The organism is Granulicella arctica, assembly GCF_025685605.1.
In the GTDB taxonomy this organism is placed as follows: Bacteria; Acidobacteriota; Terriglobia; order Terriglobales; family Acidobacteriaceae; genus Edaphobacter; species Edaphobacter arcticus.
On sequence record NZ_JAGTUT010000004.1, the window covers coordinates 1 to 24,972 of the forward strand.

Here is a 24,972-nt window from a genome sequence, read left to right on the forward strand (position 1 = left end):
AGACTTGGTTCGATGCATACGAGAAGAACAAACCGGTGTCTTTAGCTTCTCTCATCGATACCCCGACTCGCGTCAAGCAAAGCCTGGGAGGTCGAGGAAAGCTCGACATAATCTACTCTCACCTCGGATTGATCAATGTCGATTTGGATCTGGCAACAAAACTTGGCGGAGCTTCGCTAAGCGAAGCGAAGCGGCGATTCCTGCATGTACATCGTCGTCTGGCCGATGGAATAGCCTCTGGCGTAGACCCTCTCGCCTACGATCTGATCCTGATCGACTGTCCGCCCAACTTCAATATTGTCACCAAGACCGCCCTTATCGCCAGCGACTATCTGCTAGTCCCGGCGCGCCCCGATCATCTTTCCACATTAGGTATTGATTATCTAATCAGAAGCGTTGATCAACTCGTTAAGGATTACAACGAGTACGCAGCCGTTCAAGATGACGATCCTGTTGAACAGATTGAGCCACGTATGCTCGGCGTTGTATTCACCATGATTCAAGAATACGGAAACGAACCGATGAGTGCTCATCGACAGTACATTGCCCGCATGCTGAAGCTGCCCGGAGCCAAGGTTTTCGATTCCTATGTGAAGCGAAATGACACCATCTTCGCTGGTGCGCCACAGATGGGGGTTCCGGTCGTGCTGCATGCTTACAACTCTGGTTCCCATCAAAGCGTCGTGACAAGCATAGAAAATGTTGCGGATGAATTCGCCGTCTCTGCTGGCATATAGGTGATCAATGGTTGAAAACAACAAAGTTGCAGCGGTGTTGAAACTCATTCTTGAGCTTGCAGAAAGAGCAACTCCTGAGGAGTTGGAGGAGCTTCGTAGCCTCGAACTAGAGGTTTTGCTTTCACCTCTACGCCAACACAAAGTGCCACGGGCAACGCCGTCCCAAAAAGACAGGAACCTCGATATTGAACGGACGAAGAGTGCGTTGAGCGATGCGAAAACTCGAGATGAAGCCTTCTCCATGTTGAATCGTGAAATATTGAACAAGAAGGAGCTAGAGGGTCTGGCCAGAAGTCTCGATCTGCCGGTCTCCAGAGAAGACAACATTGATCGTCTAACGAGTAAAATTGTTGAAGCAACAGTAGGATCACGTCTCAATTCGGAAGCAATCCGAAACGGGAGGTAGATGCGTATTCTCCCGTGATGGCATGTAAGAGACAATGCTGACACTGCGTTCACCAAACTTCAGATAGGCTGCAGCTTCGCTTCTGACTCAGCAGAGCAAGTTCTCCCCGTCATCAAATCAAGACCCGACAGCTGCTAATTCTGCGATCTCAATGTGCGGATGGAAGCACCGACTGGACGATCGAAGCAGGTAGCAGATAAGGTGTCCTGCGCTCATACGATTGTTCGCTCAGCGCCTGACTCACCTGTGTCAGAACTCCCGCCATTACCTTGAAAGCACACTGACGTAGACGCAGATAGGTGCGTCCATCTATCCCATCTTTCGTTTCCCCATGTGCAATACCGTTGCGAGCTTTGAGAAGTTGTTGTATTTCACTTTCGATAAACGCGAACTGATCATGCTGAAATCCAATCTGGTAGAGAAGCTTCCGCAACACAGCAGGTTTGAGATTGCTTTCGAGATCCACGATGTTAACCGGAATGCGCGCAGGGCGGCTTAGGTACGTGTCGATGCTACGCACGAATTCCCTTTGCCGAGCAAACCTGTGAAGCTTTACATCATCAGGCAACGCGTGCCGGAAGAGGTCCGATTTGCTGCTGTTGTCACACATTGCCTCTAAAAGATCGCTCAAACATGCCGTTGCAAGCGCGTAGTTCACCTGCGAAATAGGCAAGCCCTCTCGGTTGATTGCATTGACGTAGAGCGTCAAGGCAAATTTGCAAAAACCCTCATAGTGAGCATAAAGAATCAAGAGCAGCGGTCTGCGCTGCCTAAGCTTTTCGTCTTCAGGAAAGTCAGAGAGTTGATTCTGCAGAAAACGAATTTCATCTTCTCGCCATGCGCGGTCTGATTCGAGCTCAGCTCTCAGCTCAGGGATGTTCATAGTCCTGCAACTCGCAAAGCCTCCGACACGGCATTGATGCGTGCGGCAAGCTGTCCTGAAGAGTTCTTTCCACCGCCGGTCGTGAGTCCGTAAAAAGAAGAGTCGAGCTTGAGCGCCATAAGGACAGTTTTTACCTTAGTCATCATGGCCAGATCGGTAGGTTCAAGATTGGGAAGAGAGCCTTGCAGCCCCAAAGAGATTGCCTCAAAGTGTAAAACACTGAAACTCCTGGTTAACTTGGTTCGATCTTTGCTGGCGTAGGCAAACGCCTCCTCCCCGAGCGATGCTGCAAGGACCGTAAAGGTTTTCACGAAAATCTTCTCTTCCCCAACATAATCGAACGGAGGGGTGTCTGTTCTTTCAGAGACGGATTCCATGTATTCCGTTAGGAAATCAGCAATGTCGTGCTTGAAGGAAGGGCGATTGTTCTTCATTGCGAAGAAGCGAAGAACCAGTTCTTGATCGAACGCCCCCAAGCGTTGCTCTTCGGTGAGGCCCTGGGTGGTTGCTTTGTAGTCCTGAGACTGGCTGAGGGTGATGATGAAGTCGTTAAAATCGGCGCTGAGCAAACGGATGGTGCAGTTCCGGAGCTGTTGCGCTGTGAGCGCTTCTCCCCCTGTGTTCAACCGCTTGAACATGTAGTATTTGAACCGAGGGTCACTCCCTTTTCGAACTACTTCCATACGTACAAAAGCCCGTTTAAGACGTATCTGCAAAGCGGTTCCTAAGTCTTCATACTTGAGACCATTCAGCGCATGCACTATGTCACAGTCCTGAAGAGTCAACGATTCGCCTAAGTGGATAGGTTCTTTCAGGTGCGGTGCCTCAAGCACACCGCGCAAGTGGAGATACGAGGAGATTCGCTGCAAACCATCAATCAGCATGTACCTTCCCTCCTCGGCCTCGACCACGTAAATGGGAGGCACAGGCATCTCCAAGAGAAGACTTTCGATAAAGCGTGACTGAGCACCTAGCGGCCATCGAAATAATCGTTGATAGTCGGGGCTAATATCGAGCTCGTTCGAGCTGTACATGTCCAAGATCTCATTGAACGAGACATCGAGAGCCTGGGTATGTACCTTGCTTGCTCCGCTATCGAGAGCGGCTATTAAATCGGTGATGCGGTTGTCGGCCATCGTGCTCCTATACAGTTCTTTTGGCAAAGCTTAAAACGGTCTCAGTGGCCTCACTTGACGAGCGGTAACGGCGTGCATGTGCGTGAATCCCAGCAAGATTGCGATCAACACTAAAATCAGTTCTATTCGTCAACTGTAGCCCGTGGTGAGCGCCCATTTCTGTGAAGATGCCCGGCAAGTCGTTGTAAACCTCTTTGTAATGGGAGTCCTGGACGACCAGGCAACAAGTACCATCGGCGGCTAGGCACCGCGAAATCTCCGCTAGCGAGGTTGCGATCGAGCTGAAATATTGAAGGTGTGTCTTGAGGTAATACGATTGCGATGCTCGGCTTGCGTGGTTTTCTACGGCATCTAGAAACGCGAGACACGTCGTGCCCCATTCTGGGTCACGTATAGGCGTTGTGGCTTTTATGGTGGTTGTACCTATCGTCGAGTCTCGAAGCAACCGGAGATCATGCGCAGAGTTGAAGCCTAAGATAGCCAGCTCCGGCATGGTCGCAACTCCATAGTCGATGCGAGTGCAGTATGGAGGAGAAGACAGAACGTAGTTGATGCTTCCGGGGGGTAAGGGAATTGCTTCAGAAGATGCAATGGCAATCTCACATGGGGCGTCAACGCGAGTTTCTGAAGACACCTCTTGAGCGAGAGTGGACTGCATCCGTTCTACGTGCTGCAGGAATGAAGCATCCAGCTCCACTGTTGGCACTGTGATTTTAGGATTCTGAGAGTTGCGTTTTATCCATGTCGGATTTGAAAGACGAAGCGGCGCTAAGTGATCACGGGTGCTCCGAAATAGAGCTATATAGAAGAATGCTGCTAGAGATGAAATACAGCTCGGCTGGATCGATTCAACCATCAAGTGACGTATGCCAGTTTCAATCTGTCGTAATCGCAGGCTGGTCGTAGGTACAAACCAAGTATCTAGCGGATCAGAGCCTGACGGCTCGTAGTCGGCTCTAAGCTCCAGAATGGCTCGGGCAAGTGGTTTGAGGCTGGGAGCCGCAGAAATGGGGAAGTTTCGCCCCTTGGCAAGGATTACCGAAACTGGATTGATGTCAAACCCGTATGCACGGTAGCCCTGAGCGCTGGCTGTGCTAGTCGTGGTCCCACTTCCATTCCAGGGGTCTAAAACAGTCGCTTCAGAATTCAGCTGAGCGCTCTTGATCATCTCCTCTGCGAACGCCTGGGAGAAGCCTGCGTAGAACGGGTACCAGGTCTCCCGCCCTGTCGGCTTTCGTGGGCGCTTCGGGTTGATTGATACGGGAGTTTGATTGAGCATTGTAACTATTATGCGGGATAGCTAGCGCATGCAGCTCAGTGTAGCTATGGGGTATAGCCCAACACCACGTAGCGCGTGAGGACCGAACCGCGTTGCACAAGAGTCTGTTTAGCTATTATGCTACAGGTCATGGTCAAGGCTAAAGAACCTAACGCTACACAAAAGCCCCGACATCCTCCGAAAGGCCAGCTCGTGGGTTATGTGCGCGTGAGCACCTTTGATCAAAACGAAAACCGGCAGCTGGAAGGAGTGAAGATTGACCGCGTGTTCATGGACAAGGCTTCGGGAAAAGATGTGAACCGTCCCCAGCTCGAACTCATGATGAGCTTCGTCCGCGAGGGTGACACTATCGTCTGCCATTCGATGGACCGGCTCGGCCGCAACCTCGATGATTTACGGAAGATGGTTCTCGATCTGACTAGTCGGGGCGTCCACGTCCGGTTCGTCAAGGAAAGCCTGATCTTCACCGGCGAAGATTCCCCGATGGCGAATCTGCTGCTGAGCGTCATGGGAGCTTTCGCGCAGTTTGAGCGCGAGCTGATCCGTGAGAGACAGAGAGAGGGAATCGAACTGGCGAAAAAAGCCGGGGCTTATCGGGGCCGCAAGCATTCGCTGACGATGGCTCGGGCTGCGGAGTTGCGGCTACGGCTGAGTGAAGGTGAAAACAAGTCGTCTCTGGCAAGAGAATTCGGAGTAGACCGGACGACGGTCTATCGTTATGCCAAGAACCCGAACGGAGGTCGAACATGATTTATCCTGGTTTGGCTGCACTGAAGTATTGGGACAGGAAAAAGTACGCGGCGGAGTACGGTGCGCGCTTCTCGGAGATCCCGGATTCTGAGACCGCCCATCATTGCTGGCGCTGTGGATGGGAAGACGCCGACACGGAAGCTCTGGAATCTGCCCGTCATAAGAAGGTCTTGGCCGAAGGCGGGGAAGATCACTTCGAAGACACATGGGGTAATCTTTTCGACTCAGGCGAAGAGGCGAGAGCCAATGGCATTCCGTTCGATGAAGAGCGCACCGAGCCTTGGAAAGAGGGTTGGATCGCAACCGATATCAACCTTGGAATGTTTACGGAGCGTGGCCAGGGATGAAGAAGGGGACTCAGAGGGCGATGCACTGCCGGTGCGGGCATCCGAAGATTCTTGCGGTCGGGCTCTGTGCCACCTGCTACACACTCAAAAGGCAGGATGGGGAGTATTTCGGCGGCCTTCGAGAGGCTGTACTGAAGCGTGATGGACATCGATGCCGGGTCTGTGGCAAGCCTGGAGGCCGAAAGCGAAGTCTTGCCGTTCATCACCGTGTTACCGGCAAGTCAGAGTTGGACCTGATGATTACGCTGTGCCTGGCACATCATGCGATGGTGACTCGCACCTTGGTTCTGCTGCAAGACTGGCCGGAGTTGCTGCGCGTGCTCTGGCGTGAGCAGCACCCAGAGGCACATGAACAAACCGCTCTAGATTTCCGCGTTCTTAGTTCTCCTGCAGAGCAGACGGAACTGCCGGAGTCATATACGCACAAGCTAGCCGTGCCGAAATCCCATGGTCTATCAGTGGGACCGATACGTGACCATAAACGTGGCAGCGGTCGATAGGTGAAAGCAATCTCAACCTGCCGGTTGTAGAAAAATGCGGCATCTATATCTCTGCCAAGCTTAGGGTACGATTTGTGACGTTTGCTGTAGAGACCGCAATAGAGCAATCAACTGATCTGCGTATAGCTGGGTTGTCCTCCAGGACGACACACTGATTCGAAAAGCAGCTTTTCCTTGCCACACGGTTGCTCCAAACCACGTTTCTCCTGACTCCTGTGCAGCCTTGACGATACGCTTTGTCTCGTCATCGTTCGACGCACACGCCACTACCTGGTTGAGAACCACCCGATTAAGAACGGTGTAGCCAGCCTCTTTTAGCCCTGCTGCAATGCGTTCCGCGAGTGCGCAGTGCCGTTCGACCATTTCTGCAACACCCGATCTTCCCAAACTGCGCAGAGCGGCCCAAACGGGTATGCCGCGCGCCCGTCTGGAAAACTCCAGTGTCAGGTTCTTTTGAGCATCAGGGGATGCGGTCGAATACACAGCATCACTGTTCATCGCGCCGGCAAGCGCATTCGCATTGCGACAGATAGCCATGGCACAGTCGTATGGTGTGTTGAGCCACTTGTGGCCATCGGTTGTCCAACTGTCAGCATGTTGTATTCCCTCGGTGAGATGAGACCTGTTTGAGGCTCGTGCCCAGAGTCCAAAGGCGCCATCCACATGGACCCACGCTCCCGCAGCTTGTGCAATCGGGATGATCTCTTCGAATGGATCGAACTCTCCGGTGTTTACCTCTCCAGCCTGCAAGCAGAGGATCGTACGGTCATTAAGCGTCGGCAGGCTCGTGGCGTCCAGACGGCCGTATGAGTCCACTGGTACCGTATGGACCCGCTTCATTCCGAAACCGAGAATACGCAGTGCCTTCTTAACGGTGATGTGAGCTGTTTCAGAGATGACGACCTCAACTTCGGGCGCGCCAATCAAGCCATCCTCATCCACGTTCCAGCTCTGACGCTCAAGAATTGACCTGCGCGCCGTCGCGATACAGGCCAATGTGCAGGCCGTCGCGCTTGTGCCGAACCCAACAGCACTCTCGCGAGGTAAATCGAGGATCTCAAGAATCCAATTTGCGGCAACCTTTTCGACTTTCGCTGCTACAGGCGAGCCTAGAGATAGTGAGGCGCTTTGATCCCATGCCAGCATCAGCCGCTCGGCGGCCGCGGCCGCAGGCAGTGCTGCTCCGATGACGAAGCCAAAGTAGCGTGGATCGTTTGTTGCGACAGTCGCCGGTGAACCCTTTTCGTCGAGCAAAGCCAGACCTTCGAAGGGATCGTGTCCGCTCTCAGGCAGAGTTTCTTCGAACGCTACGAGATCTGCCAGGCTCTCGGAGCTCGGGAATACCCGCCGCTTTCCAACCTGACTCAGGTACGCGGCTGCACGATCGTCCGCAGTGCGCAGCAGTTCCAATTCAAGCTTCATATCATCATTCTCATAAGCAGAAGACATCAGTAGGTTCCTTTCCCAGACAGTTCCCAAAAAGCAGAGTTGAGGCCAGAGTCGCGAAAGATCTGCTGCGCCTGTTCCATCGACCACTTGCGCCAGGATGACCTGGCATACGGGCCATACCACCGTCTTGCCAGTTCGGCAGTGGTTTCGAGCGGAACAGCTTCCCCGTAGGAGCAGCCATGCTTGTTACACCAGGCGAGCACATCTGCCTCAGTGCGGAAGGGAAGCACCAGGGAACAATGCTGATGCACGTTGCTCCACGCATTCCGGGGTGGAATCGAGAAGTGCACGACTATATCGCTGCCCGTCACGGGCATACCCTCTTCGACTTCCAGGATGAGCGGTTCCGTTTCGGCCCCTAGTCTGGAATGAATGCGGATGCGGCCCCCAGCAAGTTGGGCGATACCAAAAGCACACCAGAGGCAAGGTGCCCACCATCCGTGATTCTCACCCTCAACGAAGTTGAGTGTCGGCGTAGTCGAGAAAGGATGAACGATCCACGGCTCAGCCACATGCGGGTGCAGAACCAGGCCATGCAATTCGGCCAGTCTGTTCAACCTGTCGCTCAGATCCTGCGAGGTAATCTGTAGGAGTTGAGCAATCAACTCAGGATGCGGAGATCGTCCGCTCTCCAGTAGTTGCTGAACAATTACAGCGTGAACGTCAGCCAGATGTTGCTCCTGGTCGTGCGCCAATCGCTCTGCCATGTAGCCTCCTTTATTGAAGTCGAGCCCGATGAGCCGCTACGTTGTGTCTGTTTCCACATAATTCAAAGGAATGCCAGCGTTGCGTTTTGTTCTTGCTGCGGTCGAAAAACGTAGAAGAACACGCCTCATTCGAGCAGTGCTTTACACGATTCCATTGGCCTGCTTCGATGAGTGCCGCGACATCCTTGAGGACGAGCCCGACGATTGTGGTGGAACCAAACGGCTCGAAGAGAGCCTCTTGGTCGCTGCGGAACACAATCTTGTAGGTTGACCGCGTCGCGATGTCGTTCAGGGTATTGGCTGCAGCGTTGCTTTTCCAACCCGAGGAGATAAGTTCTAACAGCGCTTGCCTCAACCGTTTCAAGTCACTCAGTACCTTTGACGGCAGACGAATTTCTGCGCCAAACGCAGGCGCCAGGAACTTTGCGGCTGCGTCCGCGTCGCTGAGCTGCTCCAATCCGCCTTCGAAGCCCACGCCGCGCGAGTTGAGGACAGCCAGGATGCGCCCCACTTGGGCATCCAAATCCGGGTTTTTTCGCAGTGCCATGAACCATACCTTTCTTTAGAAACGTCATTTGCCAGAGTTTTTATGAATCACTCCATAGCCGAACTGAATCTGTTGTTATGTAATAGTCACTCATTATTAGACCATTACATAATTCGAGAAGCAAGGGGAGACACGATGCGACGATTACTACTTACAGCCTTCGGAGAAGCCGCAAAGGTGGTCCGGCTCGATACGACCGCAGCGCAGCCGCTCTCTTCCGATGATCTCTTGATCCGGATGGAGGCGGCTCCCATCAATCGTTCGGACTTCATGCTGATCGAAGGAAAATATGGAGTACGCCCAAGCTTTCCCTACAACCTGGGCTCGGAGGGAGTCGGAAAAGTCGTTGCGGCGGGTGAGCGCGGTCGATCTCTCGAAGGGAAGCGCGTCCTTATCCTGCCTACTTACGAGCAGGGAACATGGGCTGAAGAGACCATCGTTGATCGTAAGAATGTTGTTGAAGTCAGCGATACAGCAGATCCGGTGCAACTCGCGATGCTGGGGATCAATCCTGCGACGGCTTATCTTCTGCTGAAGCAGTATACCCACCTCATGCCGGGGGATTGGATTGGCCAGACGGCGGCGAACGCTGCGATGGGTCAGTACATTATCCAGCTTGCAAAGCTGGCTGGTCTCAAGACGCTGAATGTTGTTCGTCGTCCCGAGGCTGCCGACGCCGTGCGGACATTCGGCGGGGATGTAGTCGTGCTGCAAGGCGACGGGCTCAAACAGGACATCGAAGCCGCTCTCGGATCAAACCGTCTGAGCATCGCCTTCGATACTGTTGGCGGTGAGCCGATCGGAACACTGCTGCAGTTCGTCAGAGATGGCGGTATAGGCGTGGGATATGGCCTGCAATCGGGCGTGTTTCCCAGGATCAATCCAGTGGACATGTACTTCCGCAGCCTTAGCTTCCATGGCTTCTGGCTGATCAACTGGATTCGCAATGCTCCGCGACACGAGCTGAAGTGGACCTACCAACACCTCGCCTCCCTGGTTGCGGAGGGAAAACTCTTCGCCGAAGTTCAGAAAACCTACACGCTCGATCAGTTTCAGAACGCCATAGCTGATGCTCAAAGCGCGGAGCGCAGCGGCAAAATCGTCTTCCGTTTCTAGTGTCAACCCCCAAGGAGATCCACCCAATGTCATTGCTACCTGCGCTTCAGACGCGCTACGCCGTTAAGAAATTCAACCCAGCCGCGACGATTTCTCGTGCTCAACTCGAACTGCTGCTGGAAGCCCTACGGCTCGCCCCTACCTCTTTCAACCTTCAGCCCTTTCGGCTGGTACAGGTCATCGATCCTGCAGTTCGTGAGCGGATTCGCAGCGAGGCGGCATTCCATCAGCCTCAGGTCACGGAAGCGTCGCTACTGTTTGTTCTTGCTGCAGAGACCAATGTGGACGAGCGAACAATCGCGCGCTCCATCGATCTTGCAGCTGCTATCCGTAATGTCCCACGGTCCTCTTTGGAAGCTCGCGAAAACCAGATCAAAGGGTTTGTGATGAGCTTTCCTCCTGAGCAGAGACTTGCCTGGGCGCAGAGACAGGCTTACATCGCCCTCGGTGTTCTTGTCAGCGCGGCCGCTGAAGCAAAGATTGATGTGAGCTCGATGGAAGGCTTTGTTCCAGATAAGGTGGACGCAATCCTGGGCTTGTCCGAGAAGTTGCTTCGGTCAACCGTGCTGGTAGCTGTCGGCGTTCATTCTGAGGATGACGAGTTCGCGCATCTTGCAAAGGTGCGTAAGCCTATCGAACAGATCTTTCAGGTCTTGTAGTAGCTGACACTTAACTCACCGCATGGATCGAGGACGTATGCCCGCACACAAAGTAGTTCTTCTTGTAGAAGCGAAGATAAAACCAGAGCACAGAGAATTGATCCTTGCCGTTGCTGCCGACAACTTGCCGCTCACTCGTGCAGAGCCGGGTGTCGAAGCGTTCTATCAAACCGCACGACAGGATGATCCGAATACCCTCGTGTTCTTCGAGGTATTCGAATCTGAAAGCGCGCATGACCTCCATATGCAGGAGGAGTACACAAAGAAAGTCTTTCAGACATTGGAAGGCCGGCTTTCAGCTCCCCCTGTAGTCACGCGGCTCATAGAACTTTGATATCGAGTCACATAAGGAGAAAAGCAATGACAGCACAGCGTGTTCTCGTGGCAGGGGCAAGTGGACGGCTCGGCCAGATGGTTCTTCAACAACTCCAAACGTTAGGAGCATCTCGTATTATCGCCACCTCGCGAACTCCGCAGAAACTTGCCGCCTTCGCGAGTTCGAAGATCGATGTTCGAGCAGCTGACTTCAACAATCCCAGATCCTTGCCGCGAGCCTTCTCAGGCGTTGATCGCATGCTCCTGATTTCAACGGACGACCTCTTTTCCGGCCAGCGAGTTCAGCAGCATAAGAGCGCGATTGAAGCCGCTCAGCGGGCAGGTGTTCGTCATATCGTCTACACTTCCATGCCCGATCCTCAAGGAAGCAAAGCAATTCCTTTCGCTCCCGATCACATCGCGACGGAAGCTGCGCTAGAGGGAAGCGGCATGGGGTACACCATTCTTCGCGTCGCCTGGTACTCCGAAAATCCCATTGACTTAGGGCTGATTCCCTCTGCGATACGTACTGGAATCTGGCTCACCTCAGCAGGAGCCGGGAAGATCGCCTATGTGCCGCGTTTCGATGTTGCACGCGCGGCCGCAGCGGCACTGCTTCACTCAGACGAAGGAAACAAGGTCTACGACCTTACAGGGCCGGAGACTCTCACTGCAGAACAACTGGCGAACAGCCTCGCGACGGTGAGTAGAAAGTTTATCCAGGTGCGACAAATGGACGACGAGACTCTTGGACGTGAGCTGGTAGCCAGCGGCGTACCTGCCCAACTTGCTCCGATGCTGGTTACCACAGATGCCAATACTCGCGAGGGCCACTTCAATCTCGCGACAACATCGGTGAAAGATCTTACTGGTACACCTGCCGCCAGCTTTGAGGAGTTCCTTTGGAAAAACAAACAGGAACTCACGCTACTCGCGGCTCACTGATTCCAAACACCTCTAAGGAGCATGAAATGTCACGAAAGCTACAAGGCAAAATCGCACTCGTTACCGGAGGAAACTCAGGCATCGGCCTCGCTACCGCTAGTGAGTTTATAAAAGAAGGCGCATTCGTTTACGTCACCGCGCGACGCCTGGCGGAGCTCGATGACGCCGTAAAAACTCTGGGAGCTCAATCGAAAGGGATCAAGACCGATGTGAGCAAGCTGGATGAGCTCGATAGACTCATCGCTCAGATTGAAGCGGAAAAGGGGCGTATTGATGTGCTCTTTGTAAATGCGGGCGTGCCAAGCTTCGCTCCGCTCGGTTCGATTACGGAAGAACACTTCGATCAAATCTTTGGCATCAACGTCAAAGGACTCGTTTTTACTGTGCAGAAGGCTTTGCCTCTCATTCCAGACGGTGGCTCCATCGTCCTCAACGCTTCAATTGAGTCCAAGCAAGGGAAGCCGGCATTCAGTATTTATTCGGCGACAAAAGCGGCAGTGCGTTCGTTTGCCCGGGGTTGGACCAGCGATCTGAAAGATCGACGTATCCGTGTGAATGTCGTGAGCCCCGGACCGATCAACACACCTGGCCTTAACGGGCTAGCAGGTGCAACGACTGCTGAGCAGCTTCAGGGGTTCCATGATCATCTTGGGTCAGATATTCCCTTGGGGCGGCTTGGGCGCCCGGAGGAGGTAGCAAAAGCTGTTGCGTTTCTCGCTTCTGAGGAAGCCAGCTTCGTCGCGGGTATAGAGCTATTCGTCGATGGCGGCGTAGCTCAGATCTGAACGAAGAACAACCGCTAGTCAACGCCGGGAGACATAGAGTGAAGCATCGCTTCGTCCGCCAGAATAGAGTTGTTGTCACGGGAGTGGGTCTGATCAGTCCGCGCGCTTCTCGGAGATCCCAGATTCTGAGACCGCGCATCATTGCTGGCGGTGTGGATGGGAAGACGCCGACACCGAAGCTCTGGAATCTGCCCGCCATAAGAGGGTCCTTGCCGAAGGCAGAGAAGATCACTTTGAAGACACCTGGGGTAATCTCTTTGACTCTGGGGAAGAGGCGAGAGCTAACGGGATTCCGTTCGATGGAGAACGGACAGCTCCTTGGAAAGAAGGTTGGATCGCAACCGATATAAACCTGGGAATGATTACGGAGCGTGGCCGGGAATGAGGAAGGGAACTCAAGGGGCGATGCACTGCCGTTGCGGGAACGCCCGCATTCTTGCAGTCCCAGAGGCGCATGAACAAACGGCACTCAATTTCGCGGTGCTTGGTCCTCCCGCACAACAAACCTCCCTTTTAGACACTGATCGGCTAAGGTCGTACCGCTTCATCGCAAAGGAAGAGAAGGCTAGCTGCTTCAGGAGTTAGGACTAAGTGTTGCATGCATGAGATCACTCATTTTTAATCGGCACTTTAGCAGGTGAGACTACAACAGTGCTGAGAGGACGAAGTTTCCAACTCACGCTCACGCCTGCCGCAACAAACGGATCGCCTTTGACAATCTTGTCCGCCTCTTCAATCGTCTCGACTTCGAGTATCCACAATGCTCCAGACTCGTCATCAAACGGCCCAGCGGCGCGCAGCCTGCCATTCTCAAGGAAGCCTTGTCTATATGCATGATGGGCAGGCCAAGTTGCTTTGATCTTTTTCTTATCCTGAATGTATTCGATGATTGCTGCGATCTTCATTGTTGTTGCTCCGTTTCTTGACGAGTATTTCGGCTGTGGCAGGTTGCAGGATCAAATTGATCCCAGGTTCGCGCTTTTTCGAATCGAGGGCGTTCAGTCCAGCGAAGCCCCCTGAGAAGCAAGCGCAATTGGTGTCGTCAGCCCTTTGCCTGAGCCGAAGAGTTCGTGAAGCTTACACGGTGCCCCATGAACACGGTCGTGCACAGCAAACAAACGACAAGGGCTGCTGCAGAACTCTTTGATTGCGACGTGGCATGGTTGAGCGTGGTGTTGAAGTTGATCGCCGCAAGAACGGTCAGCGCCAAGGCTACAAAGCACTTTATTAATAGCAATATGCCCGCGACGGCTTGAAGGAAAGCGACCTTCACCATGTACGGAAGGTCCAGTAAAGCTTCCATGTATTGCTTCGCCACAAGGAGAGTAGCGGAAGGGTGGTAGGCCAAATCAAGGAAAGCGTTAAGGCCTCCCCACGTCATAACGAAGTCAACAAGGTAGCGGACTATGGTGATGGCTACTCGCTCAACTGTTGACGAAGGGACAGATGTCGGATCAGTTTCCACTTGACCGGGTGTCTTGAAGTTTTCAGCGGTTTCCATCTGCTTAACCTAGTGCGTTAAGCATCGGTGCGCCGTCAACGATGGTATGGATTTGTAGCCGAGCGTAGACAAGTTCACACAGGCACTCCGACTCATGCTCCTACACTTGCTTACACGAACACACGATGTCTGACCGCATACCTCCTGTTCAACGACTAACGTCGGAACATGAACGCTCTGCCCGAAACGAAGAAGATTAGAAATTCTGTCCTAGCGAACGAGCGGCGTCAGTTCGTAGTCCTCCCGTTCAGCCTTTGTCTGTTCATTCTTGCAACTGTCATTCCTGCAGATGCTCAACAACAGGCCGGTACACGTACGGAGATCAGCACCCTCCTCCCGGACGCACCGCTGCCTCAATTTGGTTTGCAAAGCGTTCCACCCACCACGCAAACAGAGGGTCAAGGCACCATTTTAGGCGTGGTGCTTGATCTGAGTGGAGCTCGCGTTGCTGACGCTCGGGTAACACTCACCACCCCCAATGGGGTCCAGGTGCAGATGTTGCAGTCCAAGGATGACGGCGCTTTTGTGTTCAAGGCTGTTCCATCAGGCTCGTATCAGGTAGTGATTGACGCTAAAGGTTTGGAGCCGTTTACCTCTCCTCCGATCGTACTCGGAGCTGGGCAGGTCTATGAAATGCCGAGAGAACTGCTGGGCATTGCCTCGACAAGCACAACGGTTGAGGTTCGACCAACTGAGGAGATTGCTGCCGAGCAAATCAAGCAGGAGGAAAAGCAACGTATTCTCGGTTTCGCGCCAGCCTTTTACGTGAGCTATGTCAAAGATGCAGCCCCAATGACCACAAAGCAGAAGTATTCCCTTGCCGCGCATGACACTCTCGATTGGACTTCGTATATAGGCGTCAGTGTGGCCGCCGGTATTGAACAAGCAAGCAATACACACCCCGGATATGGGCAGGGTGCGGCTGGTTACGGGAAGCGTTGGGCGGCACAGTTCGCCGACGGACGCTCCAGCGACTTCCTGAGCCATGCGGTCTTCGCTTCCATGCTTCATCAAGATCCCCGCTACTTCTACCAGGGCACGGGAACCACGAAATCGCGTTTGTATCACGCTTTGAGCAGTGCCTTTATTGCACGCAGCGACAGCGGAAAGACGATGCCGAACTATTCGTATCTTCTTGGCACGATGGCATCCGGCGCTCTCTCGAACGCCTACTATCCTCATGCGGATCGCGGGGTAGGCCTCGTCTTTACAACTGCTGCCATAGGGATCGGTGGACGTGCCGCTCAAGCAGTACTCGAAGAATTTGTGAGCAAGAGGATCACCAAGAACGCGCCGAAGTCGATTCCGGCTGGGCCAACACCCTGAATGGCACGCAACACCTCCAGCATCATCCAGCCTGCTTGCTTTTGGCTGGACAGTGATGATCCTCGGCGTTGCCTGTACCCCTCTTGAAGTGGCCGAAGAGGCTGCAAGAAGATTCTTCTAAGGAAATGCAGAGTGATGAGAGTCAGACGGAAGCAAATCCTAGTTGCAAGTATCGGGGACATTGGCTCTATCACGCGGCGTGTTGCGCAGGCTGTCTCGGAGAGCCGTCTCAACTATTGGGCCTCTTACGTGACTGACTTTACATGTCCTCTGCTATTCGCCTATCTCGGAACGAGACACCATTGGAACTGGCCCTCTGTCATCTTCAGTTTCTTATCTGGCTGGACCGTATTCAGCCTGATCGAGTACTCGGTTCATCGCTGGCTTCTTCATGCTGGGGAGGGGATTCTCTTTCGCCTTCATGAGAGTCACCATCATCACCCTGAAGAGCCTTCAGCCTTCTTCTTTCCTACGAGCATCGTGGTCCTGACATTGGCCTGGCTGCTCCTCGACCGGGCTCTCCATCTCGACGGCGCATCCTTTTATATCTGCGGTGTCGCGAGTGGTTACTGCTATTTTGGACTTCTTCATCACCTCGAACACACGACCCGGATCAATCGGATACCCTTTCGATGGCTGCAGAAACGATGGGCGGCTCATAGCGTTCATCACCGACTGGATCATCATAACTTTGGCGTAATCACGTCTTTTTTGGGACCTTGTGTTCAGGACACATCAAAGCAGTAAAAAGCGGCAACGGTCGGAAGTCGTTCCATAAGCGCGAGCACAACCGATGTTTTCGCAGGCGGGAATCTCCTAAACTTTAGTCAATGGACATTCAGTAAAATCGAGCAGACGTCAGCAGCCAAGGCTCAATTCATTGTCATAGGAGGCGCTATGCTGGAGAGCCTCATCAATCGAAGTGCAGAAATCTTAGGACACGTTCCAAGATCGCGCCTCTTCTTCAAAATCTTCGGCTGGTTCTGGCTCACGACGATAGCGATCCATGTAGCCTTTTCCGTCGGCAGTGCGCTCACCGGTGTTCACGTCGTTCCCCAAGGCAATATGTACGCCACGGTTGCCCCGCTGCTGGCGGCCGAAGCAGTCGATACGTTTGAGACCGGGGGAGCGCCCGCGTTTGCGCAGTTCTCTGAACACAATTTCAGCCAGAATCAAGGAACACTTTTCCTTCTGAATGGGTTCTACGCGGATGTGCTTTCGAGAACTCTTCCTCCCAACGGAGTTCGAATCGCGAAAGAGGCTCGCCTCGGACAGTTGACCGTCTTCGGACCGCATCTTGCTGCCTATAGATATCTCAGCCGCTCAGGTCGACCCTATACTCTTCTGCTCGCAATGCGAGATGGGCCTGGTCAGTTTCGCGAGATTTGGGGTCTTTCCGCCTTGTGGTTCGTGGCTGCAATCGGAGCCGTGGTGACGATGCTCTGCTGGTGGCTGACCTACCACATCGTCTCTCCAGTACATCAGATTCAGGCTGCGGCACGGGACGTGGCCCTCGGAAACCTGGGTGCCCGAGTCGCGCCGGCAGTACATCGGCGAGGGGACGAGCTTGCTGCTTTGGCAAGGGACTTTGACGGGATGGTATCCCGGCTGGAATCCCTTATCCGGTCGCAGAAGTCTTTGCTCAATTCAGTTTCGCATGAGGTGCGGTCTCCTTTAGCTCGCATCACACTTGCCGCCGAGGTTCTCCGTGATGGCCCGGTCTCGGAAGCGGAGAACGCTTTAGCTCACCTCGACCGGGATGTAAGCCGGTTGGATATTCTGATGGGTCAACTGCTCACGTTATCGCGCCTCGACACGGGTCTGGGCTACGGGGAACGCGAGAACCTGGATCTGGTCCAACTCGTAGAAGAAGTTGCTGCGGACGGAGACTTCGAGGCGCGGGCGAATGGGAAACGTGTTTTATTCCGCTCCAGCTTGGCACGGCTGGACTTGCCCGCAAATGCAACCGCATTAAGAAGTGCTGTTGAAAATGTCGTCCGCAATAGCATCCGATTTTCCGAGACCGGTGCCGAGGTCTTGGTAGATCTTCAGGTCGTAAATCGATCCATAGCCAAATGCGTTCAGGTGCGCATCCGTGATCACGGGCCTGGCGTGCCGGACGACTATCTCTCTGCAATCTTTCAGCCGTTTTTCCAGGTAAAGAGCGCTTCTGTCTCACAGGTTGGCAATGGCCTTGGGCTGGCCATCGCTCTTGAAGCAGTCCGGATGCACCGTGGCTCCATTCTTGCGACGAACCTGTCTCCGTCGGGCTTGGAAATGATGATCGAGATACCTCTCGCTCATGCATCTACTCCGGAGCATACCGTCGTCGGGAAATCTTCGACATGCAGCTAGAACCACAAAAAAACCTACAAATCATGACGAATCTGATCACATCCTGACGGCACTCTCGGGTGTATCGGATGATGCTAGTGATTACTGGCTTGCGCCTGCCTTCCTTGCTCACCTGTGTCAAAAGAAGTAAGGAGGAGAACTACAAAACTATGGAGACCCAATGCACAGCGAAGTTCAGATAGACCATCCGACGCGTGATCAGAAATCGATTCGGGTGCTGAAAACGGCTTTAAGGTGGGGAGGACGCATCGTGATGATGGGTTTAGCGGTTCTGGTTGTTGCAATTGCTTATCTCAGCCACGTCGGGGAGCCAAGCTCTGCCTCCTCCATGAAGTTTGAAGGATTCATCGCACTGCCGAAAGATCGCATCCTCAATATCTTCGACTACATGGCTCTTTCCGACCGAACCATCTTCGTCGGTAATATGCTGTCGGGCAGCGTCGTCAAAGTGCAGTTGACCAACGATCAAGGTAGGCCGCTCGCAACTGTTTCAGAGCAGCGCGGAGCGGGGAATGCGCACGGGATCGCAGTCATTCCGCACGAGGACAAAGCATTTGTTACCCGCAGCGGCGAGAACGTTGTCGATGTGTTTCAGCCCAGCTCACTCAACCTGTTGGGACAGATTCCGGTCGCCGACGACGCGGACGCAATTATTTATGATCCTGCGAGCCGCATGATCTATGTAGCGAACGGAACGCCTAAGGTGGCGACGATCATCGACCCGGAAAAACTTCAACCGATAACGACAATTCCCCTGGGAGCCGAGCCGGAATATCCTGCAGCCGACGTGCAGCATGGCCTCATTTATCAAAACCTGCATGACACGAACGAGATCGCAGCGGTCGATCTGAAGACTCGTTCTGTCGTCGGCCGATGGTCTCTGGCGCCATGCGTTGGTCCATCCGGGCTCGCTCTCGACCCTGTCCAGGGTCGCCTCTACGCGGTCTGTATGGAAAGCTCGCAAGTTGTGGTCTTCTCACTTGAACAACACAAAGTGATCGCCTTCCTCCCGGTGGGTGGCAAGCCGGACTCAGTGGTCCTGGATCTTGAGCTTCATCGCATCTACACCGCTGGCATCCAAGGCGTTATGACGGTGGTCGAGCAGAGCGGGGAAGACTATCGAATCCTTGACAACATCGAGACCCACCCTTTTGCCCACACGCTGATTGTCGATCCCCAGACACATCGCGTGTACCTCACCTACGCGGCACTGCTGAGCGCACCGCGGATCGCGGTGTTCTCCCCTAAGCCGTAAAGAACAGGCATGGAGGACAATGATTCTATGACACGCACGCCATTCGTGGCCTCAGACTCTGGAAGTGTTCCAGTGCAGGCACCCGCCGTCATTGAAAGGCCAAGAATCCTTTTGATCGATGACGATCAAGAGTTGTGTCAGCTCCTAAGAACACGCTTTGCCTCGGAGGGCCTCGACCTGAAAACGATTTTTCTCGGCAAGGAAGGTCTGCGATGCGCCTTAGAAAGCTCGTTCGCCCTGATCGTGCTCGACGTGATGCTTCCCGATATGCGGGGATTTGAGGTGCTCAGGGAGCTTAGAAAGCACACGCTTACGCCTGTCATCATGTTGACGGCGCAGGGCGATGAAGTAGATCGCATCCTGGGGCTCGAATTAGGTGCGGATGACTATCTGCCGAAACCCTTCAGCACGCGGGAACTGCTGGCGCGAATGACGGCTATTCTTCGGCGCTCGGCCTGGAAAGTACCCTTCACTGCCGGGAAGCCGCCAAAATTTCTTTCCGGAGACCTGGAGATCGATCTTGCTCTCCGCATCGTTCTCCGGAACGGGGAACAGATCAAGCTCACCTCGACTGAATTCGATCTAACGCGCAGCTTCTGTGAAGCGCCCGGCGAGGTGCTGACGCGGGAACTGCTGGTAGTGAAGATACTGGAGCGAACCTTTGTCCCGTTCGACCGGAGCATCGATTTACATATCAGCAATCTCAGACGCAAGCTGGGTCCTCGACCCGATGGCTATGAGCGGATTCAGAGCGTGCGTGGCATTGGCTATCTGTACGTCTGGCCCGCATAGCCATCCCCTAGGATCAGCAGAACGCTACAAACCTAAACAACATCTCACCGTTCTAAACAGCACAGCCATTCTCCAGACCAGAAAATAAGTAAATGAGGATTTTTTGGATGATTGTGGCGACGGCGGGAATGATAAACCTTGGCGATCCGAAAGAGCTTCAGGCTCAAAATGAAGCGAGCAAACCAGAGTTTTATCTCCAGCATGTTAGGCCAATCTTTGAGATACATTGCGTTCGCTGTCATGGGAACTCGAATCACCGAGGAGGGCTGAGCATGGAATCTCGTCAAGACTTGCTGATGGATCGAAGAAACAAGCCGGTTCTGATCCCGGGAGATGCAGCAAACTCGCTGCTCGTGCGGCTGATTCGACATGAAGGGCCGTCGAACGATCCAATGCCGATGCCCAGCAAACGAGAGCGTTTATCGGACGCGGACATTGCGATTGTCGAGCGGTGGGTTCGGTCGGGAGCGGTCATGCCGCCCACTCTCTTGGGAAGCAAACGTTAATTTCCGAGGATCACCAGATTGAAGGCACCATGCGCTCGACTCTTCCATTCGAACAACTCGACAGCTGCGAGGCGAATTACGCCAGGACGCTGGGCGAAGCGCGAGTAAGAGACTTCTTGCGCTTAACCTTCCGAGGTCTGGGCGCAAACGATTCGTAAAAATACTGTTGAACGCGGGATCGTCAAAGATCCTCACCATAGACCTTCAACCGGGCTCCGAAAGAGCAGTCACCTTGAGGACTATACCCCAAGGATCCAAAAAGGATGTGTTCTCCGAGAGCTTCCAGCCGGTCGACACCAGCCGCTCGCAAAGGCTTATGAGCTCTGAAGGTTGCACCTGGAGTTCCCACGTCGACAGGCGTGCCTCTGTCTTCGAAGCGGCCGGCACGTTGCCTGCCCAAGTGTTCAGGCCTATGTGGTGGTGATACTTGCCTGCTGCGAGAAACAGTGCCCCTGGGAACCCTCGGGCTCGAACGTTCATACCCAACCCATGTCGATACAGCTGTTCCGCACGGGGGATGTCGCCAATGTAGAGATGGATATGGCCAATGGTGCTCCCGGGTGGAACTCCTGCCCACAGTGGATGCGGTTGACTCAGAAGTTCACCTAGGTTCAAGGGTTGCGTGGCGACTGCAATCTCGTCGCCTTCCCAGAGCCATTGTTGCGGGTCGCGGTCGGCGTACACCTCAATCTGAAGGCCGTCCGGATCTCCAAGATAGAAGGCTTCGCTCACCAGATGGTCACTCATTCCGGCGCGAATTCCTGCAGCTTGCAGGTGTTCGGCAAAACTGCTCAGATCTGCGCGGGAGGGCAGTAACAGTGCAAAATGGTAGAGCCCGAGCCGCTTGCCCGTGAGTGCTCGGACACCGTCCCCCGACTCCAGTTCAAGCAGAACACGGTGCTCGGCGGCGACGCCGAGCTGGACCAGGCCCTCGCTTCGAGCCAGGATTTGCAGTCCGATGACTTCCGAATAAAACTCGAGCGAGCGCTGAAGGTCGGACACGATGAGTCCGACCTTGCCCAGCCTTGTTACTGCCGAAAGCAACGAGGATCGCCCGTTGTGAGTCGGCATGGTTCCATTCTCTGGGGTGCTAAGCATATGCAGTCCTTTCAGGATCGCTCCCTTCGGAGCAGCAGCTTATACGTTTGCAGCAGAGATAATGGCTGGCTCAAACGTTTGAAGAAACTCCGCTCGCGTCTTCTCTTTGAGATCGACAACCTTGCTTCCGCCTGCAGCGACGAACGTAACGTCCTCGATGCCAATCACCTTGAGAATGAGACGCAGATACATGGTGGCAATGTCCCGATCGCGGATCGGCGAGCCTTCGGTATAGACGCCGCCCGAGGCCATCAGGACCGTTGCTTTTTTCCCATGGACCAGGCCTTCGCCTGTGAAACCCAGCGTGAAACCTTTTCGCACAATATGGTCCACCCATGACTTGAGATTTGCGGGAATGTTGTAGTTATAGACCGGGGTGCTGATTGCGATGTGATCGGCGGCGAGTAGCTCGGCAACAAGCTCATCCGACACCCGGAGTACGTCCTTGATCTCAGGAGTTTGCAATTCAGCGGGTGTGAACATGGCCCCTATCCAGGGAAGATTGAGGTAAGGAAGATCCGTCTTTGCGAGATCCCGCTCGACAACCTCGCCGTCCGGATGTGCCGTCTTCCACTGTTCTACAAACTTCGTCGATAGATTGCGAGAGATCGAGAACTCTCCGCGGGGGCTTGCCTCAACAACCAGAAGCTTTGTCATTGTTTCTCCTTCGTTCTCTTGCCGTATACATAGACTGAAATCAGTCAAAGAGCACGAACACTTGGTTCGTAAGGCTAGTATGGGATGTATATCGAAGCGGCACAAGGAGGCACTTTTTTGAGCGAAACGAACATTTCTGTTCCTGATGGCTCGCTCTCAGCGACCGATTGCAAGGGCCTGGCCGATGTACTGGCCAGTGTCGGAGACAAGTGGACCATCATGGTGGTTGGAGCGCTGGCCAAAGGTTCCCTGCGCTACAACGAGATCCAACGGCGCGTCAGCGGTATCTCGCAAAGAATGCTCACCATGACGCTGAAAAGATTAGAGACAGACGGCATCGTGACCCGCACTCTGTTCCCGTCTGTTCCGCCGCGTGTTGACTATGAATTGACTGAGCTTGGGCAGACGCTACGTGGTGCACTGGTCCCACTTAGCGTATGGGCAGCAAAGAACAAGATGACAATTACGATCAACCGCGCTAACGCAGCAGGCAGACGGAGGGAGGTTAGTACACCGATGGATTAAGGGAAAGCACTACGGCAGATCTTGAGATTCAGCACTCTTCATCGTCATAGTCGGGAAGAAATTCTAAACAGAGTCCGATAATGATCCTCGCAATCGACTATACATAAACTGAGTTATCGCCCGTTTGCTGTTCTAAGAGGAAAGACAGAGCCGTGGAATGCCGGAACGGCGCAAAGCATCGAAACGATAGAGCCGTTTGCCACCCTTCACTCCGCTCCTTGGAAGACCCCGATGCTGCCGGCGTCTTCCACATTCCCCAGCCCACGGCGGCGATGGTAATTAGGTAAAGACAGCAATACGTAAATGCAAATGCGGAGAGCTCTGTCGCCCTCTGCTCTGCGGCGTGTGCGCAGCATACGAACGGCCACGAAAAAATCCAACTCAAATTCAAAATGCACAATCCAAGCGGAATGGTTCCACTCTTCCAAGGGAACAGAGAAGGGAACTGATCGACTCGAAAACCGAGGGTTCACATCAACCCTGGTAGAGCTTTCTGGTTAAGGAGTTTTCATGCTGGCTTCAACCTTTCGTTATCTAGGTACAACTGCGCTTATAGCCGCTTACCTTGTGGGCAGGAGCTGGGGCGAGCCCATTTCCGTACGATACGGTCAGGGTTCCAGCCATGGATTCCTTGCTCTTAAGACGCTTGAGGGGGAGACGATCGCCACGGGCGAGTCTACTCAGGTCGTCCACGGCGACCGTGTCACATCGCGGCTCATCTTTCGTTTCAGAGATGGGTCCATCGATGACGACACGACCGTCTTTACACAGCGTCGCGTCTTTCGTCTTATCAGTGATCACCACATCCAACACGGTCCCTCCTTTCCCAAAGCCATTGATTTCCTGATCGATGGAGTGACTGGAAACCTGACGTTCCGAGCTGAGGATGGAAAGGTCACCCAGGAGCATATGGATCTCCCTCCAGATGTTTCAAATGGTCTGCCGCCCAATCTGCTGCTCAACATTTTGCCATCGACCCCCGAGACGAAGATCTCCTATCTCTCTCCAGGAGCGAAGGCGCGACTGATTCATCTCTCGATCAAGCCAACGGGAAGTTTGCCTTTCACTATTGGAAGTCTGCATCGAAAAGCTACTGACTTCACAATCCATGTAGAGCTGGGAGGCGTTGCTGGAGTCGTCGCACCCATCATCGGGAAGCAGCCCGCGGATTACCATATCTGGCTGCAGAGCGGCATTCCTCCTGCGTTCGTACGAGAAGAAGGCCCGCTCTACGAGTACGGGCCAATCTGGAGAATAGAGCAGATTAGCCCTGGTTCTCACTGACGGAGTGCCCAAGGATTAGGTGCGGGCCTTACTTAGGTCGACAGTTCGGCTGCCAGGTTTACGAGGCCATAGAAATATTGATGAGCTCGCAAATGCGATTATCCATCGGCATTAGGGAGTATTTGTCGTTCCGCTGGCAACCCCGAAAATGGTGGCTGCACCCTACGCATTGGCTTAGCTGCTGCAGGTATCGATCCGAAGGTAGCTGGTCAACACAATTCAACTGTTTCCAAGTCTTTTCCGTTTGTCGTTAGGACCGCGTCTAGCTGGTATGCCGGTTTCTCACGTTGCAAACGTTGCATCGGTACGGGCACGACCACTTTATCTGGAGAGACTCCATGGCCTTGAACGAAGACCTAACGACCTTACTTTGCCTTTTCCACCATTCAAATCAGGCCGACGCCGCACTGACCGATCTGCTGAAAGCTGGCGTACCACAGGGTTCTATCTCTCGCATTGACAACCATGGCTCAGAAGAAATCGCTGCATCTTCTCTCAAAGAACTAGGCATTCCTGCACGCGACGAACAGCACCTTCTCGAAGGTCTACGCAATGGTGGCATCATTGTCGCTGTAAAGGCCGTCACTTCGCACGTCAGCGCGGTGGAGCACGTCTTTGGCGACCACAAGGCAGGCAAGATCGATGAAGCGGTCGTCGATAACACCCTTGCGACCAGAACCGCCGTTGCGGCCACGGGCGAGACTGCAATCCCCATCGTCGACGAAGAACTCGTCGTTGGAAAGCGGACCGTCGACCAGGGCGGCGTGAGAGTCTATCGCCGCGTCATCGACATTCCTGTTGAGAAATCCGTTAACCTGCGCGAGGAGCACGTCGTCATTGATCGGCGCCCCGTCGTTCGTGCTGTGACCGCAGAGGATCTTGCTCTGCAGGGAGAGCAGACGATCGAACTTACGGAGACAGCAGAAGAAGCCGTGATTACAAAAAAGGCCTTTGTGGTCGAGGAAGTCCGGGTCGGGAAAGAGGCGTCGGAGCGGACTGAGCACATTCAGGACACCGTTCGTCACACCGAAGTTGAACTCGAAGAGATCAACCCTGAAGAGGCTCGTAGTGCTTCGCTCACAAATCGCTAACTAAGCAAATCGAACCACACG

At 53.9% G+C, this 24,972-nt stretch carries 29 protein-coding genes; 18 read left to right on the plus strand and 11 right to left on the minus strand.

What is annotated here, in order from left to right:
- Positions 1-737, plus strand: a 737-nt coding sequence (locus OHL20_RS23420; protein WP_263385738.1) for a ParA family protein, incomplete at its 5' end; no start/stop codon positions are given.
- A gap of 7 nt (positions 738-744) precedes the next feature.
- Positions 745-1,143, plus strand: coding sequence for a hypothetical protein (locus tag OHL20_RS23425; RefSeq protein WP_263385739.1), 399 nt, complete (start codon positions 745-747; stop codon positions 1,141-1,143).
- 148 nt (positions 1,144-1,291) lie between these two features.
- Here OHL20_RS23425 and OHL20_RS23430 read toward each other — a convergent pair whose 3' ends face one another.
- The 3 genes from OHL20_RS23430 to OHL20_RS25375 are packed head-to-tail and all read right to left on the minus strand — an operon-like array spanning position 1,292 to position 4,441.
- A complete protein-coding gene (locus tag OHL20_RS23430; protein ID WP_263385740.1) occupies positions 1,292-2,026 on the minus strand; it encodes an MAE_28990/MAE_18760 family HEPN-like nuclease in 735 nt (244 codons plus the stop codon).
- Complete coding sequence (locus OHL20_RS23435; protein ID WP_263385741.1) at positions 2,023-3,162, minus strand: DUF262 domain-containing protein; 1,140 nt, start codon at positions 3,160-3,162, stop codon at positions 2,023-2,025. Before OHL20_RS23435 ends, OHL20_RS23430 begins: the two co-directional genes overlap by 4 nt.
- Positions 3,163-3,169: 7 nt before the next feature.
- On the minus strand, positions 3,170-4,441 hold the full coding sequence (locus OHL20_RS25375; RefSeq protein ID WP_396272850.1) for a DNA methyltransferase: 1,272 nt from the start codon (positions 4,439-4,441) through the stop codon (positions 3,170-3,172).
- Between the two features lie 129 nt (positions 4,442-4,570).
- Here OHL20_RS25375 and OHL20_RS23440 point away from each other — a divergent pair, with 129 nt between their 5' ends.
- The 3 genes from OHL20_RS23440 to OHL20_RS23450 are packed head-to-tail and all read left to right on the plus strand — an operon-like array spanning position 4,571 to position 6,038.
- Complete coding sequence (locus OHL20_RS23440; protein WP_263385742.1) at positions 4,571-5,191, plus strand: recombinase family protein; 621 nt, start codon at positions 4,571-4,573, stop codon at positions 5,189-5,191.
- Positions 5,188-5,538, plus strand: a complete 351-nt coding sequence (locus OHL20_RS23445) for a hypothetical protein (RefSeq protein WP_263385743.1) — start codon at positions 5,188-5,190, stop codon at positions 5,536-5,538. Before OHL20_RS23440 ends, OHL20_RS23445 begins: the two co-directional genes overlap by 4 nt.
- Positions 5,535-6,038, plus strand: a complete 504-nt coding sequence (locus tag OHL20_RS23450) for an HNH endonuclease (RefSeq protein ID WP_263385744.1) — start codon at positions 5,535-5,537, stop codon at positions 6,036-6,038. The genes OHL20_RS23445 and OHL20_RS23450 overlap by 4 nt, the downstream gene beginning before the upstream one ends.
- Before the next feature lie 60 nt (positions 6,039-6,098).
- On the opposite strand, the gene OHL20_RS23455 is transcribed toward OHL20_RS23450, so the two are convergent.
- From OHL20_RS23455 to OHL20_RS23465, 3 genes are read right to left on the minus strand one after another with little or no spacing between them, the layout of a single operon-like run.
- Positions 6,099-7,460, minus strand: coding sequence for a pyridoxal phosphate-dependent decarboxylase family protein (locus OHL20_RS23455; protein WP_263385745.1), 1,362 nt, complete (start codon positions 7,458-7,460; stop codon positions 6,099-6,101).
- A 26-nt stretch (positions 7,461-7,486) separates the two neighbouring features.
- The gene (locus OHL20_RS23460; protein ID WP_263385746.1) at positions 7,487-8,194 is read right to left on the minus strand and encodes an alkylmercury lyase family protein; all 708 of its coding nucleotides are present in this window, start codon (positions 8,192-8,194) and stop codon (positions 7,487-7,489) included.
- A 10-nt stretch (positions 8,195-8,204) separates the two neighbouring features.
- Positions 8,205-8,741 (minus strand): CGNR zinc finger domain-containing protein, encoded by a 537-nt coding sequence (locus OHL20_RS23465; RefSeq protein WP_263385747.1) that lies wholly within the window; start codon positions 8,739-8,741, stop codon positions 8,205-8,207.
- A gap of 135 nt (positions 8,742-8,876) precedes the next feature.
- Between OHL20_RS23465 and OHL20_RS23470 the strand changes: the two genes are divergently transcribed.
- Genes OHL20_RS23470 through OHL20_RS23490 form a run of 5 tightly spaced genes read left to right on the plus strand, consistent with a single transcriptional unit; the run spans position 8,877 to position 12,561 of the window.
- Positions 8,877-9,857, plus strand: coding sequence for a zinc-dependent alcohol dehydrogenase family protein (locus OHL20_RS23470; RefSeq protein WP_263385748.1), 981 nt, complete (start codon positions 8,877-8,879; stop codon positions 9,855-9,857).
- A 26-nt stretch (positions 9,858-9,883) separates the two neighbouring features.
- Positions 9,884-10,516, plus strand: a complete 633-nt coding sequence (locus tag OHL20_RS23475; RefSeq protein ID WP_263385749.1) for a nitroreductase family protein — start codon at positions 9,884-9,886, stop codon at positions 10,514-10,516.
- A 37-nt stretch (positions 10,517-10,553) separates the two neighbouring features.
- Positions 10,554-10,850: a putative quinol monooxygenase gene (locus OHL20_RS25380; protein ID WP_396272855.1), complete on the plus strand. Its 297-nt coding sequence runs from the start codon at positions 10,554-10,556 to the stop codon at positions 10,848-10,850.
- Positions 10,851-10,876: 26 nt separating this feature from the next.
- Entirely contained in the window at positions 10,877-11,776 is a 900-nt protein-coding gene (locus tag OHL20_RS23485; protein ID WP_263385751.1) for an SDR family oxidoreductase, read from the plus strand.
- Positions 11,777-11,802: 26 nt separating this feature from the next.
- Positions 11,803-12,561 carry an SDR family oxidoreductase gene (locus tag OHL20_RS23490; RefSeq protein ID WP_263385826.1) on the plus strand — a complete coding sequence of 253 codons (759 nt, stop codon included), beginning with the start codon at positions 11,803-11,805 and terminating at the stop codon, positions 12,559-12,561.
- A gap of 608 nt (positions 12,562-13,169) precedes the next feature.
- Here the strand turns inward: OHL20_RS23490 and OHL20_RS23495 are convergent.
- Both OHL20_RS23495 and OHL20_RS23500 read right to left on the minus strand, forming a co-directional pair.
- Positions 13,170-13,466: a YciI family protein gene (locus OHL20_RS23495; protein ID WP_263385752.1), complete on the minus strand. Its 297-nt coding sequence runs from the start codon at positions 13,464-13,466 to the stop codon at positions 13,170-13,172.
- Positions 13,467-13,603: 137 nt separating this feature from the next.
- Complete coding sequence (locus OHL20_RS23500) at positions 13,604-14,062, minus strand: hypothetical protein (protein WP_263385753.1); 459 nt, start codon at positions 14,060-14,062, stop codon at positions 13,604-13,606.
- 168 nt (positions 14,063-14,230) lie between these two features.
- On the opposite strand from OHL20_RS23500, the gene OHL20_RS23505 reads away from it, so the two are divergent.
- From OHL20_RS23505 to OHL20_RS23520, 4 genes are all read left to right on the plus strand, one after another.
- Positions 14,231-15,388, plus strand: a complete 1,158-nt coding sequence (locus OHL20_RS23505; RefSeq protein ID WP_263385754.1) for a carboxypeptidase-like regulatory domain-containing protein — start codon at positions 14,231-14,233, stop codon at positions 15,386-15,388.
- Between the two features lie 897 nt (positions 15,389-16,285).
- Positions 16,286-17,743, plus strand: coding sequence for an ATP-binding protein (locus OHL20_RS23510; protein ID WP_263385756.1), 1,458 nt, complete (start codon positions 16,286-16,288; stop codon positions 17,741-17,743).
- A 160-nt stretch (positions 17,744-17,903) separates the two neighbouring features.
- Positions 17,904-18,998: a YncE family protein gene (locus OHL20_RS23515; RefSeq protein ID WP_263385757.1), complete on the plus strand. Its 1,095-nt coding sequence runs from the start codon at positions 17,904-17,906 to the stop codon at positions 18,996-18,998.
- Between the two features lie 27 nt (positions 18,999-19,025).
- Entirely contained in the window at positions 19,026-19,790 is a 765-nt protein-coding gene (locus OHL20_RS23520; RefSeq protein WP_263385758.1) for a response regulator transcription factor, read from the plus strand.
- A gap of 44 nt (positions 19,791-19,834) precedes the next feature.
- Here the strand turns inward: OHL20_RS23520 and OHL20_RS23525 are convergent, their stop codons facing one another.
- Complete coding sequence (locus tag OHL20_RS23525) at positions 19,835-20,032, minus strand: hypothetical protein (RefSeq protein ID WP_263385759.1); 198 nt, start codon at positions 20,030-20,032, stop codon at positions 19,835-19,837.
- Positions 20,033-20,062: 30 nt separating this feature from the next.
- Between OHL20_RS23525 and OHL20_RS23530 the strand changes: the two genes are divergently transcribed.
- A complete protein-coding gene (locus OHL20_RS23530; RefSeq protein ID WP_263385760.1) occupies positions 20,063-20,296 on the plus strand; it encodes a hypothetical protein in 234 nt (77 codons plus the stop codon).
- Positions 20,297-20,500: 204 nt separating this feature from the next.
- On the opposite strand, the gene OHL20_RS23535 is transcribed toward OHL20_RS23530, so the two are convergent.
- A complete protein-coding gene (locus OHL20_RS23535) occupies positions 20,501-21,394 on the minus strand; it encodes a VOC family protein (protein ID WP_263385761.1) in 894 nt (297 codons plus the stop codon).
- A gap of 39 nt (positions 21,395-21,433) precedes the next feature.
- Complete coding sequence (locus OHL20_RS23540) at positions 21,434-22,051, minus strand: FMN-dependent NADH-azoreductase (RefSeq protein ID WP_263385762.1); 618 nt, start codon at positions 22,049-22,051, stop codon at positions 21,434-21,436.
- A gap of 117 nt (positions 22,052-22,168) precedes the next feature.
- Between OHL20_RS23540 and OHL20_RS23545 the strand changes: the two genes are divergently transcribed.
- The 3 genes from OHL20_RS23545 to OHL20_RS23555 all read left to right on the plus strand — a co-directional run bounded on the left by OHL20_RS23545 (position 22,169) and on the right by OHL20_RS23555 (position 24,951).
- Positions 22,169-22,576 carry a winged helix-turn-helix transcriptional regulator gene (locus OHL20_RS23545; protein WP_263385763.1) on the plus strand — a complete coding sequence of 136 codons (408 nt, stop codon included), beginning with the start codon at positions 22,169-22,171 and terminating at the stop codon, positions 22,574-22,576.
- Between the two features lie 510 nt (positions 22,577-23,086).
- A complete protein-coding gene (locus OHL20_RS23550; protein ID WP_263385764.1) occupies positions 23,087-23,860 on the plus strand; it encodes a hypothetical protein in 774 nt (257 codons plus the stop codon).
- 338 nt (positions 23,861-24,198) lie between these two features.
- Positions 24,199-24,951 (plus strand): YsnF/AvaK domain-containing protein, encoded by a 753-nt coding sequence (locus OHL20_RS23555; RefSeq protein ID WP_263385765.1) that lies wholly within the window; start codon positions 24,199-24,201, stop codon positions 24,949-24,951.
- Positions 24,952-24,972 lie beyond the last annotated feature (21 nt).

What these genes read in the sequence shown, in the direction of transcription:
- OHL20_RS23540 (WP_263385762.1), bottom strand. Translation starts at nt 22,051, where the DNA reads ATGACAAAGCTTCTGGTTGTTGAGGCAAGCCCCCGCGGAGAGTTCTCG.
- OHL20_RS23460 (WP_263385746.1), bottom strand. Translation starts at nt 8,194, where the DNA reads ATGGCAGAGCGATTGGCGCACGACCAGGAGCAACATCTGGCTGACGTT.
- OHL20_RS23450 (WP_263385744.1), top strand. Translation starts at nt 5,535, where the DNA reads ATGAAGAAGGGGACTCAGAGGGCGATGCACTGCCGGTGCGGGCATCCG.
- OHL20_RS23435 (WP_263385741.1), bottom strand. Translation starts at nt 3,162, where the DNA reads ATGGCCGACAACCGCATCACCGATTTAATAGCCGCTCTCGATAGCGGA.
- OHL20_RS23495 (WP_263385752.1), bottom strand. Translation starts at nt 13,466, where the DNA reads ATGAAGATCGCAGCAATCATCGAATACATTCAGGATAAGAAAAAGATC.
- OHL20_RS23445 (WP_263385743.1), top strand. Translation starts at nt 5,188, where the DNA reads ATGATTTATCCTGGTTTGGCTGCACTGAAGTATTGGGACAGGAAAAAG.
- OHL20_RS23530 (WP_263385760.1), top strand. Translation starts at nt 20,063, where the DNA reads ATGGAATCTCGTCAAGACTTGCTGATGGATCGAAGAAACAAGCCGGTT.
- OHL20_RS23425 (WP_263385739.1), top strand. Translation starts at nt 745, where the DNA reads ATGGTTGAAAACAACAAAGTTGCAGCGGTGTTGAAACTCATTCTTGAG.
- OHL20_RS23500 (WP_263385753.1), bottom strand. Translation starts at nt 14,062, where the DNA reads ATGGAAACCGCTGAAAACTTCAAGACACCCGGTCAAGTGGAAACTGAT.
- OHL20_RS23555 (WP_263385765.1), top strand. Translation starts at nt 24,199, where the DNA reads ATGGCCTTGAACGAAGACCTAACGACCTTACTTTGCCTTTTCCACCAT.
- OHL20_RS25380 (WP_396272855.1), top strand. Translation starts at nt 10,554, where the DNA reads ATGCCCGCACACAAAGTAGTTCTTCTTGTAGAAGCGAAGATAAAACCA.
- OHL20_RS23440 (WP_263385742.1), top strand. Translation starts at nt 4,571, where the DNA reads ATGGTCAAGGCTAAAGAACCTAACGCTACACAAAAGCCCCGACATCCT.
- OHL20_RS23465 (WP_263385747.1), bottom strand. Translation starts at nt 8,741, where the DNA reads ATGGCACTGCGAAAAAACCCGGATTTGGATGCCCAAGTGGGGCGCATC.
- OHL20_RS23510 (WP_263385756.1), top strand. Translation starts at nt 16,286, where the DNA reads ATGCTGGAGAGCCTCATCAATCGAAGTGCAGAAATCTTAGGACACGTT.
- OHL20_RS23525 (WP_263385759.1), bottom strand. Translation starts at nt 20,032, where the DNA reads ATGACAGCGAACGCAATGTATCTCAAAGATTGGCCTAACATGCTGGAG.
- OHL20_RS23490 (WP_263385826.1), top strand. Translation starts at nt 11,803, where the DNA reads ATGTCACGAAAGCTACAAGGCAAAATCGCACTCGTTACCGGAGGAAAC.
- OHL20_RS23520 (WP_263385758.1), top strand. Translation starts at nt 19,026, where the DNA reads ATGACACGCACGCCATTCGTGGCCTCAGACTCTGGAAGTGTTCCAGTG.
- OHL20_RS23550 (WP_263385764.1), top strand. Translation starts at nt 23,087, where the DNA reads ATGCTGGCTTCAACCTTTCGTTATCTAGGTACAACTGCGCTTATAGCC.
- OHL20_RS23485 (WP_263385751.1), top strand. Translation starts at nt 10,877, where the DNA reads ATGACAGCACAGCGTGTTCTCGTGGCAGGGGCAAGTGGACGGCTCGGC.
- OHL20_RS23505 (WP_263385754.1), top strand. Translation starts at nt 14,231, where the DNA reads ATGAACGCTCTGCCCGAAACGAAGAAGATTAGAAATTCTGTCCTAGCG.
- OHL20_RS23515 (WP_263385757.1), top strand. Translation starts at nt 17,904, where the DNA reads ATGCACAGCGAAGTTCAGATAGACCATCCGACGCGTGATCAGAAATCG.
- OHL20_RS23535 (WP_263385761.1), bottom strand. Translation starts at nt 21,394, where the DNA reads ATGCTTAGCACCCCAGAGAATGGAACCATGCCGACTCACAACGGGCGA.
- OHL20_RS23475 (WP_263385749.1), top strand. Translation starts at nt 9,884, where the DNA reads ATGTCATTGCTACCTGCGCTTCAGACGCGCTACGCCGTTAAGAAATTC.
- OHL20_RS25375 (WP_396272850.1), bottom strand. Translation starts at nt 4,441, where the DNA reads ATGCTCAATCAAACTCCCGTATCAATCAACCCGAAGCGCCCACGAAAG.
- OHL20_RS23470 (WP_263385748.1), top strand. Translation starts at nt 8,877, where the DNA reads ATGCGACGATTACTACTTACAGCCTTCGGAGAAGCCGCAAAGGTGGTC.
- OHL20_RS23455 (WP_263385745.1), bottom strand. Translation starts at nt 7,460, where the DNA reads ATGAAGCTTGAATTGGAACTGCTGCGCACTGCGGACGATCGTGCAGCC.
- OHL20_RS23430 (WP_263385740.1), bottom strand. Translation starts at nt 2,026, where the DNA reads ATGAACATCCCTGAGCTGAGAGCTGAGCTCGAATCAGACCGCGCATGG.